The organism is Bacillus sp. NPDC094106 (genome assembly GCF_044764345.1).
Lineage (GTDB): Bacteria > Bacillota > Bacilli > Bacillales > Bacillaceae_G > Bacillus_A.
In genome coordinates this window covers 137,315-157,983 of the sequence record NZ_JBIWHY010000010.1, presented here as the reverse complement: position 1 = coordinate 157,983, position 20,669 = coordinate 137,315, and the positions used below count along the sequence as shown (strand labels likewise).

Sequence of the window (20,669 nt, the reverse complement as noted above, 5' to 3'; positions counted from 1 at the left end):
AAACATGATTGTAGTAAGTGCTTGTTTAGGTGGCATTGCCTGCCGCTATGATGGAAATGACAATCTCGTTTCAAAAATCGAAGAGCTATTACAAAAAGAAGAAACTGTTCTCGTTTGTCCGGAAGTATTAGGCGGATTACCTACTCCGCGTCCATCAGCAGAAATCATTGGTGGTAATGGCGATGATGTACTAGATGGCAAAGCAAAGGTAATGGATCAAGACGGCAACGATGTAACCGAAGCTTTTGTACAAGGAGCTTATAAAGCTTTAGAAGAAATAAAAGATTTAAATCCGGAATACATCATTTTAAAAGAACGAAGTCCTTCTTGCGGAAGTTCTACCATTTATACAGGGGAATTCAATGGGAACAAACAAGATGGATATGGTGTAACAACAGCCTTATTCCGAAGACACGGATTTACGGTAATTTCAGAAGAGGATTTTGCAAACAAATAAAGGAGTTGACCCACAGGTCAACTCCTTCTTCATTATTTCACACCTAATTTTTCTTTCACTTTCGCAGGAAGCTCGTCTTTTTTCACTTCTTCCCACGCTGTTACACCTTTTTTATCAGAATAATATACGCGTAAAAATGCTTCTTTGCGAAGGTTCTTATTAGCTGTAAATTCCATTTCTTTTTCTTTACCTTCTTTATCGAATGCAGGTAATTTATACTCAAATGATTTGTATGTGCGACCATCATCAGCTTTACCTGTCTTTTCCGTTCCATCAACTGTAATTTGTACGTAGTACTCATCTTTTCCCATACGATTCAAGTCGCAACCAACTAACATCGTAGCAAAAACAATTAAAATACTAAAAAGTGCAATATATCTTTTCACGTTATTCACCTCATATGTTTTTTATGATGTTGTTATCATAATCCCTTTTCATTTGAGGAGAAATTCAAAAACGTGACATGAATATTACACTTTTGTAAGATTAAACACTGAAAAAACAAAAAAGATAACCAACTACTGCATCTAGTCGATTATCTTCTTGTTTGTATATCAACAAAGTTTTCGTATCTAAATTAGGAAGCCGATTTATTAATTATATAACGTTGTTCAATACGTTGTTCAATTTTTTCCATCTCTTGTTTATCATTCAATATCTTTTGTTTATTTTCTTTTACCAATTCTTTAAACGATTTATGAAGTAATTTACAACGTTTGTTCGCCATAATCATTTCTCCTTATTGTCTGTGCAATCACAGATATAAAATAAAATTTTTCAATCACAATAATTTTTTGTCTTTATTTGTCGAAAAATTATTCTTAATTCAAGAATACTATAACTTCCGAGTTTTTAGAACTATTTGTTTGAACATTATGTGAATTTAACGAAAACAATTATATACAAATTGAAAAACAAACATAATAATCCTTTTTTTTGGATATCGTTATTCTAATAAGCATTTCTGCTATCTTAAAATTATTGGCTGGAGATACCGTACAAGTTATTTCCTAAGCTACTACAGATAGTCATACTGTTCCCATCCCCCTTGAAAATACAGTAACACTTCATGCACTTTGAAGCAGCCAGATCCCTATCTCTAACACCATAAAATAGGTTTATTCTCCTAACAACCAATAAGATTATATGAATAAAAAAAGAGCGTCCGTCTTCGGACACTCTTTTCCTTTATAGCGAATTAAATAATCGTTTGATTAAATCTGCAAAACTCAATCATATCTCGATACGAAAAGCATTACATTAGCACTCTTCCGGAGTACCAGTATTCGTCGCTGTGCGGAAAGATGATCCGCATCCGCATGATGCAATTGCGTTCGGATTATCGATTGTAAACCCGCCGCCAAGCATCGATTGCTTGTAATCAATTTTTACTCCTTTGACAATCGGAGCACTTTCTTTATCAATAACAAATTCAACACCGTAAAACTCAAGAACTGTGTCGTCTTCACTTGGTTCTCTTTCAAATCCTAAGCCGTAAGAAAGACCGCTACATCCACCGCCATGTACAGCAAGGCGAACGTATTTCTCTCCTTCTTCAGCATCTTTTAACATATCTTTAATTTGAAATGCTGCTTGTTCTGTTACAGTAATCATGAAATCCACCTTCCTTTCTGTTCTCGTTCTATTATACATCTTTACGCTTCTATCTTGTACTCATACACTCCGCGGCAAATGACTTCTGCTGGACCTTTCATCATAACTGTTCCTTCTTCTGTCCATGCAATCATTAAATCGCCACCAGCTAAATGAACTGTAATTTCTTTACCGCGTTCCATTTTTTTATTTAAAATCGCCGCCACAACAGATGCACATGCTCCTGTTCCGCATGCTTGTGTTACACCTGATCCACGCTCCCACACGCGGAAGTTCATTTCTGTGTCATTCACAATTTCAATGAACTCAACATTCACTCGTTCTGGGAACATTTCATGTGTCTCAAGTACTGGACCTAGCGTTGTAAGAGGAGCTTCTTCCACATCATCAACGAAGATAACAGCATGCGGATTCCCCATAGAAACAGCGGTAAACGCATAACGATGATTATTATATAAGAAGTCTTCTCGAATAAATGGTGTGTCCCCCTCACCAAGCATCGGTAACTCTGCACGCGTTAAACGTGGTGCTCCCATATCAATTTTCACCAACGTGACAACATTATCTTCTACCGTTACTTCAGCCGTTACAATTCCAGCTAATGTTTCAATGGTAAACACCGTTTCTTCTACTAGTTTATGCTCATACGCATATTTCGCTACGCAGCGCAGTCCGTTCCCGCAGCTCTTTCCTTCTGAACCATCATTATTAAACATACGCATTTTTACTGGTGCGACGTCAGAAGGACAAATTAAAATCATTCCATCCGCCCCAATTCCAGTATTGATATTCGAAACTTTCTCCGCTACAAGAGCTAGCTCTTCCTCTAAAATTTGTTCTTCAAACATATTCACATATATATAACTATTTCCAAGGCCATGCATTTTTGTAAAAGAAAATTGGTTCATCCTCATTCACTCCAAAAATAATTTGTTGTTTTAAGTATAAAATGCATGCTTTTGGAACACAATATGAATGTCCCCTGTTTCTTATATTTGACAACGTTTTGACGGCTTCACTATAGGAGCCGTTCTTACACAAATTGTGTAAGAAAAAAGCCCTTCTCGAAAAGGGCCTTTTTTTATTTTATACAAACATCCCGGCAATTGCAGCGCTTAACAAGTGCTTTGGTGATAATTGACTTTAAACCAAATTTAGCAATATCACTAAGGCGAGTTGGCACCATTCCTCTAAGTCCACCAAATACAATACGCAGCGCGGTCACTCTTTTCTTATTTGAAAGTAAATATCCAATAAGAAGAATACCGATAATTCCAACGAGTCTCCAAATCATGTTCATTCTGTCACCTCACAGGTTCAAATTCTTTGTTAGCATTTCCTCCAAAGAAATTTTTACTCTAATGGAACAAATGACAATTAAAAAAGGTGCTGCTTATTTGCAGCACCTTAAAACATTGGATTTTCATCTAAATAATCATATACGTTTTTCACAAGCTCTTCTACCGTTGCCCCCTGTACCACTTCACCATTTACAAGTGCAAATGGTCCTTCAAAACAAATACCACAATATCCTAGACAACCATATTCCATAACATCTAAATTTGGATCTTTTTCTAATTTTTCTAGCGCTGCTTGTGAGCCGCTCGCAAGGTTACCTACACAAAATTCGATTAATGGCTTAATCAAAACAATCCCCCCTGTATCTCCAAAAAATGAATCTATAAATAAGAAACCAAGCTGTTTCTTGTTATTTTCATTACACTTACTAACATATTTAGTTGCTGCACTACTTCATTTCAAATCAAATGATCTTCTCTATATCAATCCACTTGGATTTCCCAACATATATATCACAGCTATAAAAGCAGAAAAAGATCTCCACTCATTTCCTCCTTCTGGTTTCACACGGCATGGAGCCAAAAAAGGCACTGACCGCTTCTATCCATCAACGGACGCTCTCTCCAACCTAAAAAAAAAGGTTTCTATCGTTTTTTCTAATCTACCTGTTGTTTTTCCAACATACAAATTAAAACAGTTTGTTCCACTTTTCTTCTTATTGTACAACAGTGTACTCATTCATGCATTGTTATTTGTTCACAAATTCGATATAATTTGAATGAGTAAAGTCAAAATATTTTTTCAATATATAATTATATGATTAGGGGATATTTCAACAGAAAAGGGGTAATCCATCATGAAACACCTCGTACTACTAGGTGGCGGCTACGGTGGAATGAGAATTCTGCAACGGCTTCTTCCAAACAATCAACTTCCAGATGATGTCCAAGTGACATTAATCGACAAAGTACCATACCACTGTTTTAAAACAGAATATTATGCATTAGTAGCGGGTACAATTTCAGAAACGCATATTCGCATTCCGTTTCCAGAGCATCCGCGTCTCAATATTCAATATGGCACTGTATCGAATATTGATCTCGAAAATAAAGCCGTGCATCTCGATAGCGGTGAAGAAATCCAATATGATGATTTAATTATCGGACTTGGCTGTGAAGACAAATATCATAACGTTCCAGGTGCCAAGGAATATACGCATAGTCTGCAGTCCATTGAACAAACGCGTAAAACATACGAACAATTAAACAGTTTAGAGCCAAACGCAACGGTTGCTGTCGTTGGTGCTGGCTTAAGCGGTGTTGAAGTAGCAAGTGAACTTCGTGAAAGCCGTTCTGATTTAAAAATTTACTTATTTGATCGAAAGGATCGCATTCTATTCCCGTTCCCAGAGAAATTAAGTAGATACGTAGAAGAGTGGTTCACAAAGCATAAAGTTACAATTATACGAAACTCTAACATTACGAAAGTAGAACCAAACATTGTGTACAACCATGATGAACCACTTGAATGCGATGCAATCGTATGGACAGCTGGCATTCAAGCAAACGAAGTTGTTCGAAACCTTCCAGTCGAACACGATAGTAGTGGCCGGGTTGTATTAACTAAATATCACAATATTCCGAACAACGAACACGTTTATGTTGTAGGCGATTGTGCTTCTCTTCCACATGCACCATCTGCACAGCTTGCTGAAGGCCAAGGTGAACAAATTGTCCAAATATTATTGAAACGTTGGAACAATGAAACACTTCCTGATGAATTGCCTGTTATTAAATTAAAAGGTGTTCTCGGTTCTCTCGGTAAAAAACATGGCTTCGGTTTATTAGCAAATCAGCCTTTAATGGGCCGTGTTCCTAGGCTATTAAAGTCCGGTATTCTTTGGATGTATAAACATCATAACGGTTAACAACAAAAAAGGTTGCTGACAACATCAGCAACCTTTTTTATTACGCTATAAATAAAATCAGGAAGGAGAAAAATTCCCCTTCCTGAACGTTTTTGTTGTTACTACCTAATTGTATGAAAATCTAAATTTATGCCTTCTTAACAAATTCAGATTTTAATTTCATAGCTCCAAAACCATCAATTTTACAATCGATATCGTGGTCTCCTTCAACTAAACGGATACTTTTTACTTTTGTACCGATTTTTATAACTGATGAAGTTCCTTTTACTTTCAAGTCTTTGATTACTGTTACAGAATCACCATCGTTTAAAATATTCCCATTTGCATCTTTAACAACTTTTGTATCTTCAGTTTCTGCTTCTAACGCCCACTCATGCGCACATTCTGGACAAACGAAAAGAGCTCCATCTTCGTAAGTGTACTCTGAATTACATTTTGGGCAATTTGGTAAATTAGACATAATTTGATTTCCTCCATTTATTATCATGAATTCTAATATATAAAAATTATTTTCAATTCCTTTTTTACAACTTCGTGAGAATAGCTATTAAGAACTTGAAATTCAAAAAAATATAGGGAATTCCTATATTTTTATATACTGCCATAGTCTCCATCTAATGACAAGCCTTCCTCAGATTCTCATTTTTTTATTGCATTTTAAAATATCCGAAAGATTTTTGATTTACCAACAACAAGTTCAAAATCAACATACTCTTCCCCTCTCTATCTCAAATATAACTTACAAAAAACTCATGTATTTTCATCCAAATAATGGATAACATAATGATGAATATTTGAATCGTATACAGTGGAGGTCTATGTTATGTATTACGTGAAATTAATTAAGGGACAATCCTTCTACGCTTTTGATCATCGTTTCTTATTAGATCAAGAAGAAAAAGTTACACAAAGAATTTTTAAATACCTGTGTAAAAATGAGTTTTTCGAAGTACGTAAAGATGAGAAAAGTTCCACATCATCCTAACAAGTATTTAAGTAATAGCCCCTCATTTCTACATGGAAATTAGATTTTTTTCATTTCTCTCGCTTTATAGCCAATACAATATTCACTATAAAGTGAAACTTTAATCCGTGGGGGTTTTCTTCATCCCCCACGGATTATCAGCCCTCACCAATCGGGCTTTTACGGGCAGTTTATCTCCCACCTTACTTCTTTGCTTTCGCCGAATTTTAAGGTGGGAGTATTACTACCCGCAAATAGCGGGATAAAAAAGGAGCCACACTATTTGAGTATGACTCTTTTTTTACTCTTTCCACTTCTTTTTACATTCCTCTATTCCACTAAACAAATACTTCTTCGTCATATTTGCACGTCTCCAAATGGATATCGTTCGCTTTGCCTCTTTATTATTTCGTATCCGCTCAACTTCTCGTAACAAAGGCTCCCATTCTCCAGAAGTGGATCTTATCATATATTGTAATCCTGCATCCTTTGAAACAATGGTTTCATGGTCTAATGTATATAAAATACGTCCCATCGTCACAACAGCAGATTCTACCCATTCTTCGATTAGAAACAAGTATGGGCGCGATGCTTTTTCACTCCAGTACTGTTCCACATTATATTTCATTGTTTTTATCACATCACTCCATGGCGCTTGAAAGGGAAGTTCACTTGCTTCCTTTCCCATAACAGTAATTCCCTGATTCTTTAACGTCCACCACGTTACAGCATTTACATCCCAATGCCCTACGCTAGCTTTCCCTTCCGCACAATATACATACTGTGTCATTTCCTCGTTGTACTTCCCTAAATCAGCAAACGGGATATACATGCCGTCCATTCGCTTTCCTAACGTACTTGTACTCAGTTTTTTATGTAACTCAACAACTTGAATTTTTTCAGCCTCACTAACCACTTCTCTTGTTACCGTAACAAAATCAACGTCACTCGTTTCCAAATGAAATGCCCCTAATGCAATCGAACCATATACATATACCCCAACTAATTGTTCATGCAAAAAAATATCTTGTAATCCCTTTACATATTGCTCCATCAATCCCTTTACCTCTTCTGGCAAACTATATTTCACTGCACATTCCATACATATCCTCCTTAACAAAATTACCTTTAATGGATATTTTTCCCTTGCGATCATATAAGAAAAGCCTTTGTAATTACAAAGGCCTTCTGTATTATAAATATTTCTCGATTTCTTCGTATACATCTTTCAAACGAGGATTTCCTTCTCCCACAATTTCCCCGTTCACAAGAACGACTGGATAAAACAAATCCTCTTCAATTACGCGTTCTACAAATGCTTGTTTATCCGCATCTTCTTGCTTTTCTTGAATATCAATGTATTCAAACTTGAATTTATCTTCTTGTCCTTCATATTTACGACCAATTGCCGCTTGCAGCCATTCAAATGTTTCCGTTGAAGATGGCATTCCAACGCAGCTCGCACAAATTACTTTCGCCCCATATACTTGAACATTTATCATTACTTTTCCCCCATTTCCCTGTCCTAACAGGATATTTAAATGGATGGGCATATAAGCACCACCCTTTACAAGTCCATTTCGTATCCCCTATACTGAAAAAACACGTTGTAAACATGATACAATATTTCGACAATAAAACAAGAACAGAAAAAATAGATTTTCCCCTGTATCTTGATTATAATAAAATGGATGAAAGGAGTCGATAAAAATGGAAAACCCAAATATGCAAGAACAAGTACTAGAAGTATTAGATAAATTACGTCCGTTCTTACTTCGTGATGGCGGTGACGTTGAATTAGTAGATATTGAAGATGGTATTGTAAAACTACGTCTAATGGGTGCATGTGGTAGCTGCCCAAGTTCTACAATCACACTAAAAGCTGGTATCGAACGCGCTCTACTTGAAGAAGTACCAGGCGTTATTGAAGTAGAACAAGTATTTTAATTTAAAAGCGGAAGCGGCTTGCTTAGAATGTAAGGGGGATGGAGCTTCTGACATAGAGGCGCTTTTTGCCTCGGCGGAAGACGCGAAGCCACCGAACATTCTAGCCGCTGGAGCTGGATATCATAAAAAGCAGAAGCGGCTCGTTCAGAATCGCTAAAGCTAGATATTCACAAAAAAGAGACCACAACTGGTCTCTTTTTTGTAAGCTCCTATTAGGATAACCAATCCAATTTCCGAATCCCTAACTTATCAACGGGTAAACGAAAGGATTCATAAAAATGCTTCATAAATTGCTCTGAACGGTTCACATCGTGTAAAATGGCTTCTAAGCGATCTCTATATTCACTTTTTTGCTCTTCATTTCCTGTTTGATAATAACGTTCTATCGTTTCAAAATACTGCAACGGGAAGAGTAAGCGTGCAAATAGTAGACGCCACCCAAAAGAGGACAACGAATAATTTTGTTCATAATCGGTAATAAATTGAAAAATCGTTTGTTCCCAATCTTTCTTTTTTTCTATCGTTACGTAGCGAATCCATTCGGCTAAATCTCTACTCGGATGATCGTATACCCAATCGATAGGGATTTTTAAACGATTGGTTTGCTGCCATAATAAAGGTGTAAAGCGTTCTTGGCAAATCGTTGCGGCATCAGCAGGCTCAGGCGTATCATCCATTTCTGTATCAACAACGTATTGAATTGCATTTTCAGCAACCCCTAAATAATAAGGGAAAGATTCAATAAATAGCTGATCGAATACATCTGAGGGGTGATTCATCACTTGTGATTGCCAAAATCGCTCTAACTGATCGAGCCTTTTTTCCCATAGTGACTTCCATTCACCAATGCGACTTAATTGATCTATTTCTTCGGGGAAAAAAGCACCGCGTTTATGAAATAATGAAAGCTCGCTTCCTAACGAAGTGGCGTGCCGCTCGAGCAGACGCATACCTTTTAATAAGCAGTAATTTGTTTCTTCTATCTCACTTACATAGTAACCGTGTATAGTCGGAACGAAAGTCGCAACAGTAATATCCCCCTGTTGGTTCATATAATCGCTTAACTTTTTCATTTCAACAAGCACTTCTTCTTCCATAGTTCCAATCGGAAGAAGTACATAAATTTTATTGCGAATCCAAAAGCTTTTATAGGGGCCAAGGGGGATTAATTCTTTGACATGCATTTGATAATGCTCATAAATATGCTGAATCATCAAAGTCGCCACCTATGGTTTTTCTTTATATATATGAGCTTGTGCTCGCCTTTCATTCCTATGCACATGATAAAGCAAAGAAACGTATACAAATACTAAAAAGAAAAAAAGGTGATAAACATGAAAGAATCAAATCAACTACAGGAAAGAGCATTACAACTATTGCAAGAACGTGGGGTAACAATCGATGATATTGCTGAGCTTGTTCACTTTCTCCAAAAAAAATACCATCCAAATTTAGAGATGACAGAATGTCGCTACAACGTAGAGCGTGTACTATCAAAGCGTGAAGTTCAAAACGCCCTAATTACAGGGATAGAATTAGACGTCCTTGCTGAAAAAGGCATGTTAAGTGAACCGTTACAAGATATCGTTAAACGTGACGAAGGCTTATATGGAGTGGATGAAATAATCGCTCTTTCAATTGTAAACGTGTACGGTTCTATCGGTTTCACAAACTTTGGATATATCGATAAATTAAAACCAGGTATTTTAGAATACTTAAATGATAAATCAACTGGGAAGGTTCATACATTCCTTGATGATATTGTGGGGGCAATTGCTGCCGCTGCGTCTAGTCGTTTGGCACATCGAGCGGATCATGCAGAATAAGGTGAACCTCTAATCAAGGAAATTTCATGCAATACTTTCATTTGAAACATAAAAAAACATAACGCCTCATGATTTTTTTCACATGGGGCGTTATGTTTTTTCTGTCTTTTCACGATTGCCTCATAAACCAATCATTTTTTTATTTACACGATCAAACAGGAATAACATAAGAAATAGCGAATGAATAGTAATACATTTAATTGTTCTGTTTGATTTAGATCTGAATATTAGGCCAACTACCCACCACTTAAACGCTAACATGTTTTGAAGTGGGGGCTTGTAAAAAGCCCTGGTTGTCTAGCCTCAGTCTTTCGTGAACTCCGTTCGTAGGTTGCATACCCAAGAATGATTCCCTAGTTCTTGGCTCTATGGTGGCTCTGTATCAGTTCTGATTGGGAAAGAACTGTCAACCACATGCCTTCTTGCATGAGAAGTTGCCTACACCTACAAACATTGGCGAAGGGAAACTACATCCTAATATGGATGGGCAAAACATGCGTGTATTTGCCAAGAGTTATTTTAGGCTATGCCTAACCGAAATTCATCCCCACCTTACCGCTGGGCTCTTGCCCGTCACGAGCTTGAAGATAGGGACTTCTTTCGGAAATACATTAAATAACAGGGGGCGCAACTTATATGGATAATATATTAAAAGTTTCATCAAAATCAAATCCTAATTCAGTGGCAGGTGCAATTGCCGGCGTATTAAGAGAAAAAGGCAATACAGAAATTCAAGTAATAGGGGCAGGTGCTTTAAATCAAGCGATTAAGGCCATTGCTATTGCAAGGGGATTTGTAGCTCCTAGCGGTATCGACCTCGTTCTCATTCCAGCATTTACAGATATTACAATCAATAATGAGAAAAGTACTGCAATCAAATTAATTGTCGGTCCTAGAAAAATTAGATCGTAGAAAAAATAATAGGTTCTCATTGAAACTATCCATATAAGAATTATTCACAAACATTGTCCCAAGATTATATTCTTTTTCTGAACTAACAGATGCCGATCGTTGAATAAGATATATGAAAAGACCGATAAAAAATTGGTCTTTTTCTTTTTGCAACAATCCATACAAATCTTAACTTTCAATCACGCAATTATTCCTATTTTTCATATGATTCTTCACTTTCCCTTTTCTCTACAGAAATATGTCATTAGAATAAATTCTCTCCCTCGGCTGAAAAAGGTAATTTCTACTGTAAAGCCTACCTGTTGATATAACGTAATGGCACGTTTATTAAAACCTGCTACACTTAAACGAATCTTCTTCGGTTGCATTTGCTCTTTTGCCAAGTTCATTCCAGCTTGAACGAAACTTTTCCCCATCCCTTTCCCTGTTAGCTCTGGTTTCATTCCAAGTCCAATATCTAAGGTGTCTTCCTCGGTGTATAAATTTGCCTCTCTTCCCCCTGGTACTTGTGCATTTTCTCCGAAGCAAAAGTATCCAACTAGTTCTCCACTTTCATTGCAGCAACCATAATATGTACCATCCAACAATTCATCTATTGTTTCTTCACTTCCTGAAAAACTGTATATCGAATATGGTTCTTCATACGTCCATGTATTGATCTCTTGTGCTTCTATTTCAGTTAATTTGTGTATATCCATCTTCTTTCTTCCTCTCCTCTAAACACTCCACTAACCAAGTTCTACATTTCACCTACAATTCATCTTTATTTTTAAAAATTTTGTAATTTTTTCGAAATTATATATGGAAAACTTTTCTTGTCATGTTACGATTGAATTAACAACTATCCTGAATGAGGTGAATCTAAGATGACTTTACAGTTATGCAAAGGACACCGAGACATGGATCGGCATTATAAATGGAACATGAACTGGGTCGCAGGCTCAAAATAAGGTGGTGACAACGTGAGGTATTTTTCCTATTTATCCCTTGAAGAAAAGAAAAATCTTTTCTATCAAGAACCAATCGCCTTTTCCAAGGACATGGCAAAAGACCAATTAGCTTATGCATTAGGTGCTACTCTATATACACCTGGTACAAAAGAAACAATTGCAGATGACATCGTTAAAAAGAAACATGAGGGCGCTACATCGATTGTACTTTGTTTAGAGGACTCCGTTAGTGATGGAGATATGAAATTTGCAGAGCAAAATGTTATCATCCAAATCCAATTACTCGCACATCTGATAGATGCAGATAAGCTTCATCCATCAGACATACCACTGCTTTTTATTAGGGTTCGTGAGCCGAAGCAAATGCGTTCCATCGTAATTGAACTAGGAAGTGCCGTTCATTGCATATGCGGCTTTGTCTTTCCAAAATTCACATCAGCTAACGGAACGTCCTATATTAATGAACTACGATACATAAACGAAACATATTCCCTTGCACTTTACGGGATGCCTATTTTAGAGTCACCTGAAATTATGTATAAAGAAACGCGTACAAAAGCATTGCTAGCAATTAAGACAATACTGGATTCTTATCGCGATTCCATTTTGAATGTTCGCATTGGCGCTACCGATTTTTCAGGTATATTTGGTATTCGCCGTAATAAAGATACAACCATCTATGACATTTCTGTTATTCGTGATTGTATTTCTGATATTATTAATATTTTTTCTAGACAGGCAGACGAATATATTATCTCTGGTCCTGTGTGGGAGTACTTCGGAAACAGACAGCGTGTTCTCAAACCACAGCTCCGGCAAACGCCATTTCGTGAATCACTCGGAAACGCTGGGCTTACAATGCGTGAGGAAATGCTTCATCGCTATGAAGATGGATTAATTCATGAAGTATTGCTAGATCAAGCAAACGGATTAATTGGAAAAACAGTCATCCATCCTTCTCACATTAAGCTCGTACAAGCTATGCACGTTGTAACGCTAGAAGATTATTTAGATGCAAAAGCAATTTGTGAAAATGCTCATACATATAACGGGGTTATGAAAAGTAGCTTCGCTAACAAAATGAATGAAGTAAAGCCCCATTTAAACTGGGCTCGAAAAACACTGCTAAAATCTAATATTTACGGGGTGCTAAATGAACAGCAAACTTTCATCGATCTCCTTACCTCAGAATCAAAACAACACATATCATATTTTAAATAATATAACTGTCCATATAGACGTACGAAATAATCCATATGCATTATCATTAGATCAGCTCTTTCAAATGGCAGCCAGAATAAATAAGAAACGTGGTTTTCTATTTGTAAGTACCATTTTAGGCAAACACCTTCCTGTTCTACCAACAGTCTCTTTAGCCGGTGGGTGTGGACTTGCGGCAAGATATATGGAAGTGCTGCATGACACGATTCATCCTTTTCAAGAGGAAATTCTCAATCTCATTTCTTCTAAAGACGATAGCTGCAATGAACTTGAAATCATTTTACAACATCAATTTCCTTTAGAAGAGGAAGTTCTATTTATCGGATTTGCTGAAACAGCTACTGCATTAGGTCACGCTATGTTTCAATGCTTTCAAAATGCGAAATACATGCATACAACAAGAGAAACCATCTCCCAAATGGAGCCAATTATTACATTTGAAGAAGAACATTCTCATGCAACTTCGCATCGTTGTTATGTGGATAAAAGCTATTTTCAAAACGAACACCAAATCGTCCTTGTGGATGATGAAATGACAACAGGAAAAACCGCCCTTAATATCATTAAATCTATCCAAGAAAAGTTTCCAAGAAAAGAATACACTGTCGCTTCTTTACTAGATTGGCGTTCTGATGCGAACAGAGAACAATTTACAGCACTTGAAAAAGAACTTGATATAACAATTCATATTATTTCTCTATTAAGCGGTTCACTTAAAATAATTGGCAGTCCCATTACCACTACTCCTTCTCACGATGAAACTATTTATGAATCAATAGAATCTAAATTAGAAAAACATACAATTTCGTGTCCTACTTTGCCTTATACATCTATAGAACATGATGCCTACTACATAAAATGCACAGGGCGCTTCGGGATTTCAGCTAATGAACAAGAGCATATCCACTCTTTTGCGAGAAAGATTGGTAATGAGTTACGGAAAAAAAGAAAAGGTAAACGTACACTATGCTTAGGAACTGGTGAATTTATGTATATTCCAATGCGGATTGCGGCTGAAATGGGGGGAAACATTTCCTATCAATCAACAACACGAAGCCCTATTCACCCTTATAGCAATGACGAACAGTATGCCATTCATAATCGTTTTTCCTATAAGAGTCCTGAAGACGATAGCATTATAAATTATTTTTATAATATCGAACATGGTGACTATGATGAAGTCTTTCTTTTTATAGAACGTGATTTACAGAAGGATACTTTACATCCCCTTCTTACACAATTGCAAACAGTCATTCCGCTCATTCATATCGTTTCATTTAAGAGCTTAGTAGAAAGCGAAGGTGAAGAAATATGACAGAAACAAAAATATTACAATGCATCGGGAGTTATAGCGCAGAAGATGCTATTTTTCTACTGAAAGATATTAGTGATGTTATGAAAGAAAGCCCAACAGAAGAAAGGGAACGCGCCATTCAATCTGGTACACATTACTCTGAAATGCTTCCGATAGAATATAAACCATCCAAGCCATATATGGATTTATTCTTTACTTCACTCGAACAATACAAACGGAAATTGGCGATTGCAGCCGGTGTAGTGGCTGAACAAATTATAAGGACGAGAGGAAAAAATCTTGTTCTCGTCTCACTAGCACGAGCTGGCACACCCATCGGCATTTTAATAAAACGATACATTCGTTATCAATATAATCTTGATTTGCCGCATTATTGTATTTCAATTATTCGCGGGCGCGGCATTGATGAAAATGCTCTTCATTACATCCTGCAACAGCACCCCAATCAAACCATTCAATTCATCGATGGTTGGACTGGAAAAGGGGCTATCAAAAAGGAATTGAATCAAGCTGTACATTCATTTAATGAAAAAAATCATGAATATATTTCAGACTGCTTGGCTGTACTTGCCGATCCAGGTTACTGTACTTCTATTTATGGAACAAGGGAAGACTTTCTCATCCCAAGCGCATGTTTAAACGCGACCGTATCAGGATTAATTAGTCGCACGGTTTTAAACGACGCTTTCATTGGACCAAAAGACTTCCACGGCGGCAAATATTATAAAGAACTAGAAAAGGAAGACTTGTCTAATTTCTTTATTGAAGAGGTTACAGCATTATTTCCTTCCACCAGCTCTGACGTCACAAAACAACTAGAGCATATTATCTCAACATATACAGAACCATCTTGGCAAGGGCTGCAAGATATCACCTCGATTCAAAAACACTTTGAAATTGAGGATATAAACTTAATTAAACCAGGAGTTGGAGAAACAACACGCGTCCTGCTAAGACGAGTACCGTGGAAAATTTTAATTCAGGAAGAAACCAATCCAGATTTAAAGCACATTTTACTTCTTGCAAAAGAAAAAAATGTACCAGTAGAAATTTATAAAGATATGACGTACTCGTGCTGTGGATTAATCAAACCTCTTAGGGGGAAACCTTCATGATTTTCGCAAGTGATCTTGATCAAACACTCATTTATTCTCGCAAATCGTTTCGCGCGAATATAGAAGATGAACATATTCAGCTTATCGAAACATTGGATGGTAAAGAAATCTCTTTTATAACACATAAAGCCATTTCACTATTACAAAAGTTACAATTACAAGCGGAGTTTATTCCTGTCACAACAAGAACAATAGAGCAGTTTCAGCGCATTACACTATTTCAAACTGAAGTCGTTCCAGAATATGCGATTACAAGTAATGGCGGCAATATTCTTCATAACGGCAAACAAGATTTCGTTTGGAAAGAAACGATACAAAAGAAGCTTTCAACAGAATGCTTGGAAAAAGAAGATGTATTAAAGGAATTCAGGCAGATTTCTCATGAAGACTGGGTCATTTCTCAAAAAACAGCAGATCACTTATTTCACTATTGCATCATCAAGCGTGAGCATATTCCCAATGAAGAACTAGCTTCTTTCACTGCTTGGCTAGACGAACAAGGATGGACCTACTCACTACAAGGCAGAAAATTATATTTTGTACCAAAACCAGTGAACAAATGGGATGCTGTTCAGTACATAAAAGAAAGACTCCAGGCAAGCACAGTCATTACAGCTGGAGACTCTTTGCTTGATTTATGTATGCTAGAAGGAGCAAATCACGCATTTGCACCTCTTCACGGTGAACTTGAAACAAAACAAGGCAACTTACTATCTCACATCTCAAAAACAGAGGAAATTGGTATATATGCAGCAGAGGAAATTGTAAGTAAAGCGCTTCAGCTTATCCACAATTCTCTTCCCACTACTTAAATTGATAACAGGAGTGATTTAGAATGGGAACAATTACATTAAGAAAAGAAGCAGTACGAGTTGTATTAGAGAAAAAGAAATTAACAGGTGTCGTTGCAAAAGTCGCACTCGTATTAGATATTTCTGGTTCAATGCGAACATTATATAAGAACGGCACTGTCCAAGATGTTGTCGAACGTATTCTTGCAGTTGCAAGTCAATTTGATGACGACGGCTCGTTAGATATTTGGGTATATGATAATGAGTTTTCTAGATTGCCAGCTGTTACTGAAAAAGACTTTGCTAATTATGTAGAAAACCATATTTTAAACAACTCTTCTATTCATAAATTTGGCCGAAATGATGAGCCACAAGTAATGGAAGATATCATTAAAAAATATACAATTGAAGAAAAAAGTGAAGAGCCTGCCTTTGTTATTTTCATTAACGATGGCGGATGTAAAAAAGGAATTCAAAAGCCAGTTGTCTTCTCTTCTAACCAACCGATTTTCTGGCAATTTGTCGGTATCGGTGATGGCAAATTTGATGTATTAAGAAAACTTGATGAAATGGATGGGCGTTTCATCGATAATGCTAACTTTTTCTACATTCGGGATATTGAAAAAACGACAGATGAAACATTATATAACAATTTATTAAGTGAGTTTCCAATGTGGATAAAAGAAGCGAAGGAAAAACGAGTTCTACTGTAAACATATTAGTAAAAAAAGACCGCTATAAAAGCGGTCTTTCTTATGCTGATAATTCTTTAAGCGTATCACTTAGTTTAAATTTCCTTAACTGGAATGAAGCAATCATTGCTGCACTTGTCCCAAGTATAACACTTGCTGCTGCTAGTAATAGAACTTGATTATATGGAATTGTAATAACGGTTAATTCTAAATTTGATAAAACGATATAGCTGAAAATTATGCCGCCTCCAATTCCTATACATCCGGCTATTGCGCCGAGTAACGTACCTTCTAACCATACAATTCTTCGCATTTGCTTAGGATTAGCTCCTACGGCACGAATCATACTAATTTCAGCGCGTCTTTCATGTAAACTTGCCACAATGGCATTCATTAATCCAATACCTGAAATCACAAAGATAATTACTACTAATAAACGAATTAACATCACCATTTGGGATAGTAACTGTTCTTGCTCTTTTAACAAATCATAACTATTGATAACCTCTACATTGTCTTTACCATTTGTTATCTGTTTCACTTGTTTCTTAATTGCTTCAAAAGGTATGTTAGAGTCCGCCATAATTTGAATCGATTCATATCCTTTTACATGAAACATATTTCGCGCCCATTGTTCATTTACAAAGATATAAGAGCTAAAGCGATGTCGTAAATCTTTCTCTATAATAGAAACTACTTGAATCTTTTGTTTTTCTCTTCCTTTCCCTTGCACTTCAATCGTATCATGTAACTTAACACCTAAATTTTTTGCCGTTGTTTTTGTAATGACTCCTTCCCCATCTTTTAATGGCGTACTCAAGCTTTGTCCAGAAACAACTTTCATCTTAGTCACTTTTTGAAACGCAGTTATATCGGTACCGACAACTTCCATTACTTCATAATCAAATTTATTTTGCTTCACAAACTCGTACCATTCTTCATCTGCCTTCTTAAAATTATAATTGACGAGTTTGGATGTAAAATCAGAAGCGATTCCGGCAATTTCTTTTATCCCTTCAACTTTTTGGATCTTTTCTAACCAATTAAATGGTAGACTTTCAATCCCTGTTGATTCCATCGGAACACGAATGACTAAATCTGCTGGTAAGTTCTTTTGTAAACCTTGTTTCATCCCTTCATACATCGCATTTACATACATTGTTCCAACTAGCGATAACATAAATCCAAACGCTAAGATTGCGACTGACACAGCCGCCTTTTTACGATAACGAATAACATTTCGGCCACTAATCGTTGTCTCAATACGAAATATCATTTGAAATGGTTTAGCGATAACCGGTGTAATAACACGAATACATAATGGAATTGTAAATAGCAAACCAATTGCAAACAAAAGCGCTCCAGCTGCACCTGGGTTAAACCCAATGTACTTCTCAGCGACTGCACCGCTTAAGCCAATTATTGCACCCACTATTAAAATAATAAGACTAAAGATACTCCATTTCCGTTCTTTCTTTTGATTGCTCGGAAGCCCTGGTCTTAACGCTTCAACAGGAGGGATTTTTCTCACCATAAACGCTGGTATGATTGCGCCTATTACAGACATCATAATGCCTAGTAAAAATGTAATTAGTAAAATCTCGCCTGAAATAGAAAACGATTCTTGCCCTGTACTCTCTACATTCACCCATTTGTTAATAAAAGAAGCGGCGAGTTGATGTGTACTAGCACCAAGAACAACTCCTACGAGCGAGCCGATCGTTCCAATACATATCGCTTCGAATAAAACGACGAGAATAACTTGGTTTGGATTACTACCAAGCGCACGTAATAAAGCCCACTGTTTAAAGCGACTTCTTACAGATAAAAAGAAACTGCCCATAATCAAAAGCGCTACAACAAATAGAGCGATGCCACCTAAGCTAAAAATTAATGGTTTCATCACATTCAATCTTTCAAATGCTTTATCTACATATGTACGCTGATCTATTTTTATATTTTCAAACTTCTTATTTACCTCACTCGCAATCATTCTCTTCATATTGACATCAGATGTTTTCACCTGAACAAGATTAAATTGATCTTGTAGACTTAACTCCTTTTGCATCCAACTAATCGGAAAATATGCACTATGTCCCATTGCTGCCATCAATGGCGGATTCAAAATCCCTACAACTTTAACAGCCTTTTCACCGTGTGGGGGAAATGGCAGGCTAATCGCATCTCCTACTTTTATATTTTCTCGATCCGCATACCCCTTTGTAAGCGCTACTTCCGCTCCTTCTTTCGGATATCGCCCCTCTTTAACTTTATAAGAATGCATATCGGGAGAATCTTGTTCAACACCCCAATACGATGGTTTACCAGCAAGCGCTTTATCATTTGGTAACGGATAAGGTATAAGTACTTTTGATATTTTCACAGCATTTTCAAGACTATTCAGTTCTTTTAATTGCTCATTATGTAAATACATATCATTTTTTATATAACCAAATTGCAAATCATAATCACCGTAACGACTCACAACTTGCTCTTTCACGCTTTGTTCCACAGATTGATTCCCAAGTAATAGCATCGTTGCTAGCATAACACCTAAGGCAGCCCCAAAAGCAATTAACATGTTTCTTAGCCAATTTTGTTTAATAGATTTTAACGCATATTTAATTGTCCAAGACATCGCTCTTATCACCTACCTTAAAGTGCCTATTCATAATCTCTTGAATTTTAGTCACTTGCTGCGGAATATGACGGAATTTCCAGCCTTTGTTTTCAACATGTTCATGAATTACTTCACCATCTAATAAAAAAATAACTTTATCCGCATGAGCTGCTACAAACGGATCGTGTGTTACAACAACTGCCGTTTGTCCTAATTCATCACAAGCATTTCGAAGTACTGCAATAATATTTTTGCTATTTTCAGAATCTAATGCCCCGGTCGGTTCATCTGCTAGTATAATAGCTGGTTCATTCGCAAATGCCCTTGCAATTGCAATCCGCTGTTGCTGTCCGCCAGATAACTGCGATGGTAAATGTTGCTCTTTTCCCTTTAAACCAACAAGCTCTAATAACCGCTTCGCTGTTATCGTTGCTTTTTTTTGCGGGACATTATCTAACAGTAACGGTAATCCTACATTTTCTTCCGCGTTAAATACCGGTATTAAATTAAACTGCTGAAAAATAAAACCGATTTGATGCCTTCGAAACAATGCAAGTTCTTTTTCTTTTAATGATGAAATTTCTGTCCCATCTACTCGAATGCTTCCCGCTGTTGGAATATCCAATCCTCCAAGCAACTGTAAAAGAGTGGTTTTCCCTGATCCACTTGCCCCCATAATACAAACGAAATCACCTTTTTGAATTTGAAGATGAATTCCTTTTAATATCTTCGTTTTACTATCACCAAGATCAAATGATTTTTCTAACCCTTCAATTTCAATAATATTCATTTCATATCCCCTTCTTTTTCTATTTATCCATCTATATATTCTATAATAATTTGTATTTATTTGTCATATTTACTATTTTTCCATCTTTTTTGTAATTTCAGGGGATTAATAATTTAACTGCAAGCACCAAAGTAACCACACAGTTATACAAATACTTTATTTAAAAATGAGAACAAACTATCCACATATCCACAAACAGGAGAATCAAACATGAAACATATAATCGTTT

General features: G+C 36.5%; 24 protein-coding genes. 11 read left to right on the top strand and 13 right to left on the bottom strand.

What is annotated here, in order from left to right:
- Positions 1 to 4 precede the first annotated feature (4 nt).
- Positions 5 to 457: a 2-thiouracil desulfurase family protein gene (locus tag ACIQ7L_RS16325; RefSeq protein ID WP_400570553.1), complete on the top strand. Its 453-nt coding sequence runs from the start codon at positions 5 to 7 to the stop codon at positions 455 to 457.
- Between the two features lie 32 nt (positions 458 to 489).
- Here ACIQ7L_RS16325 and ACIQ7L_RS16320 read toward each other — a convergent pair whose 3' ends face one another.
- From ACIQ7L_RS16320 to ACIQ7L_RS16295, 6 genes are all read right to left on the bottom strand, one after another.
- The gene (locus tag ACIQ7L_RS16320; protein WP_400570552.1) at positions 490 to 843 is read right to left on the bottom strand and encodes a YxeA family protein; all 354 of its coding nucleotides are present in this window, start codon (positions 841 to 843) and stop codon (positions 490 to 492) included.
- Positions 844 to 1,034: 191 nt separating this feature from the next.
- Positions 1,035 to 1,184: an FbpB family small basic protein gene (locus ACIQ7L_RS16315; RefSeq protein WP_483861808.1), complete on the bottom strand. Its 150-nt coding sequence runs from the start codon at positions 1,182 to 1,184 to the stop codon at positions 1,035 to 1,037.
- Between the two features lie 533 nt (positions 1,185 to 1,717).
- Positions 1,718 to 2,071 (bottom strand): HesB/IscA family protein, encoded by a 354-nt coding sequence (locus ACIQ7L_RS16310; RefSeq protein WP_400570550.1) that lies wholly within the window; start codon positions 2,069 to 2,071, stop codon positions 1,718 to 1,720.
- A gap of 41 nt (positions 2,072 to 2,112) precedes the next feature.
- On the bottom strand, positions 2,113 to 2,979 hold the full coding sequence (gene dapF, locus ACIQ7L_RS16305) for a diaminopimelate epimerase (protein WP_400570549.1): 867 nt from the start codon (positions 2,977 to 2,979) through the stop codon (positions 2,113 to 2,115).
- A gap of 173 nt (positions 2,980 to 3,152) precedes the next feature.
- On the bottom strand, positions 3,153 to 3,371 hold the full coding sequence (locus tag ACIQ7L_RS16300; RefSeq protein WP_400570548.1) for a hypothetical protein: 219 nt from the start codon (positions 3,369 to 3,371) through the stop codon (positions 3,153 to 3,155).
- Positions 3,372 to 3,478: 107 nt separating this feature from the next.
- Positions 3,479 to 3,718, bottom strand: a complete 240-nt coding sequence (locus ACIQ7L_RS16295; RefSeq protein ID WP_017150175.1) for a YuzB family protein — start codon at positions 3,716 to 3,718, stop codon at positions 3,479 to 3,481.
- A 508-nt stretch (positions 3,719 to 4,226) separates the two neighbouring features.
- On the opposite strand from ACIQ7L_RS16295, the gene ACIQ7L_RS16290 reads away from it, so the two are divergent.
- Positions 4,227 to 5,297, top strand: coding sequence for an NAD(P)/FAD-dependent oxidoreductase (locus tag ACIQ7L_RS16290; protein WP_097895946.1), 1,071 nt, complete (start codon positions 4,227 to 4,229; stop codon positions 5,295 to 5,297).
- A gap of 127 nt (positions 5,298 to 5,424) precedes the next feature.
- On the opposite strand, the gene ACIQ7L_RS16285 is transcribed toward ACIQ7L_RS16290, so the two are convergent.
- Entirely contained in the window at positions 5,425 to 5,757 is a 333-nt protein-coding gene (locus ACIQ7L_RS16285) for a zinc ribbon domain-containing protein YjdM (RefSeq protein ID WP_141523119.1), read from the bottom strand.
- A gap of 363 nt (positions 5,758 to 6,120) precedes the next feature.
- On the opposite strand from ACIQ7L_RS16285, the gene ACIQ7L_RS16280 reads away from it, so the two are divergent.
- Positions 6,121 to 6,282 carry a YqbF domain-containing protein gene (locus ACIQ7L_RS16280; RefSeq protein ID WP_097895943.1) on the top strand — a complete coding sequence of 54 codons (162 nt, stop codon included), beginning with the start codon at positions 6,121 to 6,123 and terminating at the stop codon, positions 6,280 to 6,282.
- 280 nt (positions 6,283 to 6,562) lie between these two features.
- Here ACIQ7L_RS16280 and ACIQ7L_RS16275 read toward each other — a convergent pair whose 3' ends face one another.
- On the bottom strand, positions 6,563 to 7,363 hold the full coding sequence (locus tag ACIQ7L_RS16275; RefSeq protein ID WP_400570547.1) for an aminoglycoside adenylyltransferase domain-containing protein: 801 nt from the start codon (positions 7,361 to 7,363) through the stop codon (positions 6,563 to 6,565).
- A gap of 91 nt (positions 7,364 to 7,454) precedes the next feature.
- The gene (locus ACIQ7L_RS16270) at positions 7,455 to 7,763 is read right to left on the bottom strand and encodes a YuzD family protein (protein WP_400570546.1); all 309 of its coding nucleotides are present in this window, start codon (positions 7,761 to 7,763) and stop codon (positions 7,455 to 7,457) included.
- A 208-nt stretch (positions 7,764 to 7,971) separates the two neighbouring features.
- Here ACIQ7L_RS16270 and ACIQ7L_RS16265 point away from each other — a divergent pair, with 208 nt between their 5' ends.
- Positions 7,972 to 8,208, top strand: a complete 237-nt coding sequence (locus ACIQ7L_RS16265) for a NifU family protein (RefSeq protein WP_012096008.1) — start codon at positions 7,972 to 7,974, stop codon at positions 8,206 to 8,208.
- A 212-nt stretch (positions 8,209 to 8,420) separates the two neighbouring features.
- On the opposite strand, the gene yutH is transcribed toward ACIQ7L_RS16265, so the two are convergent.
- Positions 8,421 to 9,422 carry a spore coat putative kinase YutH gene (yutH, locus tag ACIQ7L_RS16260; RefSeq protein ID WP_335359867.1) on the bottom strand — a complete coding sequence of 334 codons (1,002 nt, stop codon included), beginning with the start codon at positions 9,420 to 9,422 and terminating at the stop codon, positions 8,421 to 8,423.
- Between the two features lie 120 nt (positions 9,423 to 9,542).
- Between yutH and ACIQ7L_RS16255 the strand changes: the two genes are divergently transcribed.
- Positions 9,543 to 10,034, top strand: a complete 492-nt coding sequence (locus tag ACIQ7L_RS16255; RefSeq protein ID WP_097898484.1) for a phosphatidylglycerophosphatase A family protein — start codon at positions 9,543 to 9,545, stop codon at positions 10,032 to 10,034.
- A 636-nt stretch (positions 10,035 to 10,670) separates the two neighbouring features.
- Positions 10,671 to 10,946, top strand: a complete 276-nt coding sequence (locus tag ACIQ7L_RS16250; RefSeq protein WP_097898483.1) for a stage V sporulation protein S — start codon at positions 10,671 to 10,673, stop codon at positions 10,944 to 10,946.
- 212 nt (positions 10,947 to 11,158) lie between these two features.
- Here ACIQ7L_RS16250 and ACIQ7L_RS16245 read toward each other — a convergent pair whose 3' ends face one another.
- Complete coding sequence (locus ACIQ7L_RS16245) at positions 11,159 to 11,644, bottom strand: GNAT family N-acetyltransferase (RefSeq protein ID WP_400570545.1); 486 nt, start codon at positions 11,642 to 11,644, stop codon at positions 11,159 to 11,161.
- A 264-nt stretch (positions 11,645 to 11,908) separates the two neighbouring features.
- Between ACIQ7L_RS16245 and ACIQ7L_RS16240 the strand changes: the two genes are divergently transcribed.
- From ACIQ7L_RS16240 to ACIQ7L_RS16220, 5 genes are read left to right on the top strand one after another with little or no spacing between them, the layout of a single operon-like run.
- A complete protein-coding gene (locus tag ACIQ7L_RS16240; protein WP_400570544.1) occupies positions 11,909 to 13,117 on the top strand; it encodes an HpcH/HpaI aldolase/citrate lyase family protein in 1,209 nt (402 codons plus the stop codon).
- On the top strand, positions 13,050 to 14,432 hold the full coding sequence (locus tag ACIQ7L_RS16235) for a phosphoribosyltransferase family protein (RefSeq protein WP_400570543.1): 1,383 nt from the start codon (positions 13,050 to 13,052) through the stop codon (positions 14,430 to 14,432). Before ACIQ7L_RS16240 ends, ACIQ7L_RS16235 begins: the two co-directional genes overlap by 68 nt.
- Positions 14,429 to 15,547, top strand: a complete 1,119-nt coding sequence (locus ACIQ7L_RS16230; RefSeq protein WP_400570542.1) for a cysteine protease StiP family protein — start codon at positions 14,429 to 14,431, stop codon at positions 15,545 to 15,547. The genes ACIQ7L_RS16235 and ACIQ7L_RS16230 overlap by 4 nt, the downstream gene beginning before the upstream one ends.
- Positions 15,544 to 16,359 carry an HAD family hydrolase gene (locus ACIQ7L_RS16225; protein ID WP_400570541.1) on the top strand — a complete coding sequence of 272 codons (816 nt, stop codon included), beginning with the start codon at positions 15,544 to 15,546 and terminating at the stop codon, positions 16,357 to 16,359. The genes ACIQ7L_RS16230 and ACIQ7L_RS16225 overlap by 4 nt, the downstream gene beginning before the upstream one ends.
- Positions 16,360 to 16,382: 23 nt before the next feature.
- Entirely contained in the window at positions 16,383 to 17,051 is a 669-nt protein-coding gene (locus ACIQ7L_RS16220) for a vWA domain-containing protein (protein ID WP_400570540.1), read from the top strand.
- Positions 17,052 to 17,091: 40 nt separating this feature from the next.
- On the opposite strand, the gene ACIQ7L_RS16215 is transcribed toward ACIQ7L_RS16220, so the two are convergent.
- Both ACIQ7L_RS16215 and ACIQ7L_RS16210 read right to left on the bottom strand, forming a co-directional pair.
- Positions 17,092 to 19,668 (bottom strand): FtsX-like permease family protein, encoded by a 2,577-nt coding sequence (locus ACIQ7L_RS16215; protein ID WP_400570539.1) that lies wholly within the window; start codon positions 19,666 to 19,668, stop codon positions 17,092 to 17,094.
- Positions 19,652 to 20,440 carry an ABC transporter ATP-binding protein gene (locus tag ACIQ7L_RS16210; protein WP_400570538.1) on the bottom strand — a complete coding sequence of 263 codons (789 nt, stop codon included), beginning with the start codon at positions 20,438 to 20,440 and terminating at the stop codon, positions 19,652 to 19,654. Before ACIQ7L_RS16210 ends, ACIQ7L_RS16215 begins: the two co-directional genes overlap by 17 nt.
- Between the last annotated feature and the right edge of the window lie 229 nt (positions 20,441 to 20,669).